The sequence below is a fragment of the Ruegeria sp. genome (genome assembly GCF_028066395.1).
Classification (GTDB): Bacteria; Pseudomonadota; Alphaproteobacteria; order Rhodobacterales; family Rhodobacteraceae; genus Ruegeria.
The window spans coordinates 83,975-86,685 of the sequence record NZ_JALCBM010000006.1; the positions used below are offsets into that span (position 1 = coordinate 83,975).

General features: G+C 51.9%; 3 protein-coding genes. All 3 read right to left on the bottom strand.

Annotation, left to right across the window (positions count from 1 at the left end):
* Positions 1 to 125: 125 nt before the first annotated feature.
* Positions 126 to 929 (bottom strand): AAA family ATPase, encoded by an 804-nt coding sequence (locus MPJ51_RS03760; protein WP_298381940.1) that lies wholly within the window; start codon positions 927 to 929, stop codon positions 126 to 128.
* On the bottom strand, positions 922 to 1,545 hold the full coding sequence (rsmG, locus tag MPJ51_RS03765; RefSeq protein WP_298381943.1) for a 16S rRNA (guanine(527)-N(7))-methyltransferase RsmG: 624 nt from the start codon (positions 1,543 to 1,545) through the stop codon (positions 922 to 924). Before rsmG ends, MPJ51_RS03760 begins: the two co-directional genes overlap by 8 nt.
* Positions 1,542 to 2,711, bottom strand: a 1,170-nt coding sequence (locus MPJ51_RS03770) for an FAD-dependent oxidoreductase (protein ID WP_298381946.1), incomplete at its 5' end; no start/stop codon positions are given. The genes rsmG and MPJ51_RS03770, both read right to left, overlap by 4 nt.

Sequence of the window (2,711 nt, forward strand, 5' to 3'; positions counted from 1 at the left end):
CGTGGTTCCGATGGCGCCAGGCCATCAACCTCGGTCGTGACATCCGCCATCAGGGCGGACAGACCCCGCCCCAACCCTCTGGCTTTGCCTTTCTTAACGCTCACTTCGCCCTCCTGACCAGCCGTTTAAGCGGCTGCTTTGTTATTCTTGTACATGACTTCCCGCGCCAAATGCCGGTAAGCCATCGCCCCCAGAGAGCCCGAGTCGTACTGCAAAACCGGCAGAGAATAAGACGGCGCCTCACTGACCCGGACATTTCTGGGTATTTTGGTTTTAAATACCATCTCACCCAGATTGTCACGCGCGTCTTTTTCCACCTGACGAGACAAGTTGTTGCGGTTGTCATACATGGTCAACACAACACCTTCGATTCTCAGGTCCGGATTCGCGGTTTGGCGGACCTCTCGAATGGTCAGCATCAGTTGGGACAAACCCTCCAACGCAAAGAACTCACTTTGCAGAGGAACAAGGATGGAATGCGCGGCCACCATCGCGTTGACGGTCAGTAGATTCAGCGATGGCGGGCAATCGATCAGCACAAAATCCAGTCCAAACGAGTCAATCGCAGTTTGCCGCAGCGCGTCATGAAGAAGATAACTGCGCTTTTCGTTCGAAATCAGTTCGATATCTGCAGAGCTAAGATCCACAGTGGCGGGAACGACCAAGAGATTTTCAATCTCGGTATCCTGAACCACAGCTTCCAGCGGCGCATCATCCAAGAGAAGATCATATGTCGTCCAGTCCCGATCATCGACACCCAAACCGGTTGAGGCATTCCCTTGCGGGTCCAGATCGACCACCAGAACCTTGCATCCCGCCTCGGCGAGTCCTGCCGCCAGATTTATGGCTGTTGTGGTTTTTCCTACTCCGCCCTTTTGATTGGCAACCGCAATGATCCGGGGGCCTGAAGGGCGAGACAGATCAACCACGTGTGACTCCTTTGATCTTCAGAATAACAGCCTGAGGCTCAGTTAAACTTGTAATCGGTTCCGCATCGAATTTCCATTCTTCGCGCGCATCCGAAAGCTCTTTTTTCCAGTTTGCGCCTTTTGGCAGCAAGGCTATGCCAGACCTGCTTAAATGTCTGTTACAAAACGAGATTAGGGTTTTCAGATCAGCCAGTGCCCGAGCCGATAGAATATCTGCGTGCAGGGGTTCAATCGCTTCAATTCGCTTTGAGATCACCCTGCAATTCGCGTGGCATTCCCGGATGACGGTCCTTAGAAAGGCTGATTTTCGCTGATCGCTTTCCACAAGGGTGAATTTTACATCCGGAGCTTCTTCGATCGCCATGATAGCGCAGACCAATCCTGGAAACCCTCCACCGCTGCCCAGATCAACCCAATGCCCGTTTGGATCAGTACAGCGAAAAACCTGAACCGAATCCTTGATATGTCGCGTCCACAAGTCCTGCAGGCTGTTCCGCGAAACAAGATTGATCTTGGGATTCCAACGTTTAACGAGGTCGGCATAAACCTCCAGCCGCTCTAATGTTTCACGTGAAACACTCAGATCCGAGAATTCACGTTCGATCTCTGGCGTCATGCTTTGCGAACTTTCTGATCGCGTCTCAGCCGTGCCAAAACCAAGGTCAATGCCGCTGGGGTGACCCCTTCAACCCTGCCCGCTTGCGCAATATTCGCTGGCTTGGCCTTGGATAGCTTTTGTTTCATCTCAGTCGATAGGCCGTCCAGAGAGAAGTAGTCAAAATCCAACGGAATTTCATGCCCTTCATCCCGCTTCATTGCTTCAACATCTTGCTTTTGACGCGCGATGTAGTTGGCATAAAGAGCATCACGCTCTATCTGACGGCGCGTGTCTGTATCAATCTCATTTGACTCTGGAACCAAGGGGATAAGATCCTCAAAACAGACATCTGGAAAAGCCAGAATTGCCATTCCATCACGCCGATTGCCATCCTGATTGACATGGATGCCTGCAGATCGGATTTCTTTTGGGGTGTAGTTGGACTGAGTCAAAACGGATTTCGCATCATTGAGCCGATCCATTTTACCGGCAAACAGCGCACGACGAGTATCCCCTACGCATCCCAGATTAATTCCAATCGGCGTCAGACGCTGATCCGCGTTATCCGCACGCAAGGACAGGCGGAATTCAGCACGTGAGGTGAACATACGATAGGGCTCGATGACACCCCGGGTCGTCAGATCATCCACCATGACGCCAATATAGCTGTCCGCCCGAGTAAAGTGAATCGGTTCACGCCCCTGCACAGACAAGGCTGCATTTAGGCCAGCAACCAAACCTTGAGCTGCAGCTTCTTCATATCCTGTGGTTCCGTTAATCTGCCCCGCTAGATATAGCCCTGGCACATCAGGCAGCGAAAGCGAAGCGGTCAATACGCGCGGATCGATGTAGTCATATTCGATCGCATAACCCGGTTGCAGAATTTCCGCCTTCTCCAACCCCTTGATGGATTGCACATATTCAACCTGCACATCCTGGGGTAATGAGGTAGAAATCCCGTTTGGATAAACCGTGTGATCGTTGACACCTTCGGGTTCCAGAAAAATCTGATGCGAATCCTTGTCGGCAAATCGCACGATTTTGTCTTCGATTGAGGGGCAATATCTTGGGCCAATCCCATCGATATGGCCGCCATACATGGCAGATCGGCTCAGGTTCTTCTCGATGATCTCATGGGTTCGCGCATTGGTATGCGTGATGCCGCAAGCTATTTGCGGGGCGGT

Excerpts from the sequence above, each read along its gene's own strand:
- rsmG (WP_298381943.1), bottom strand. The coding sequence starts at position 1,545 with ATGACGCCAGAGATCGAACGTGAATTCTCGGATCTGAGTGTTTCACGT.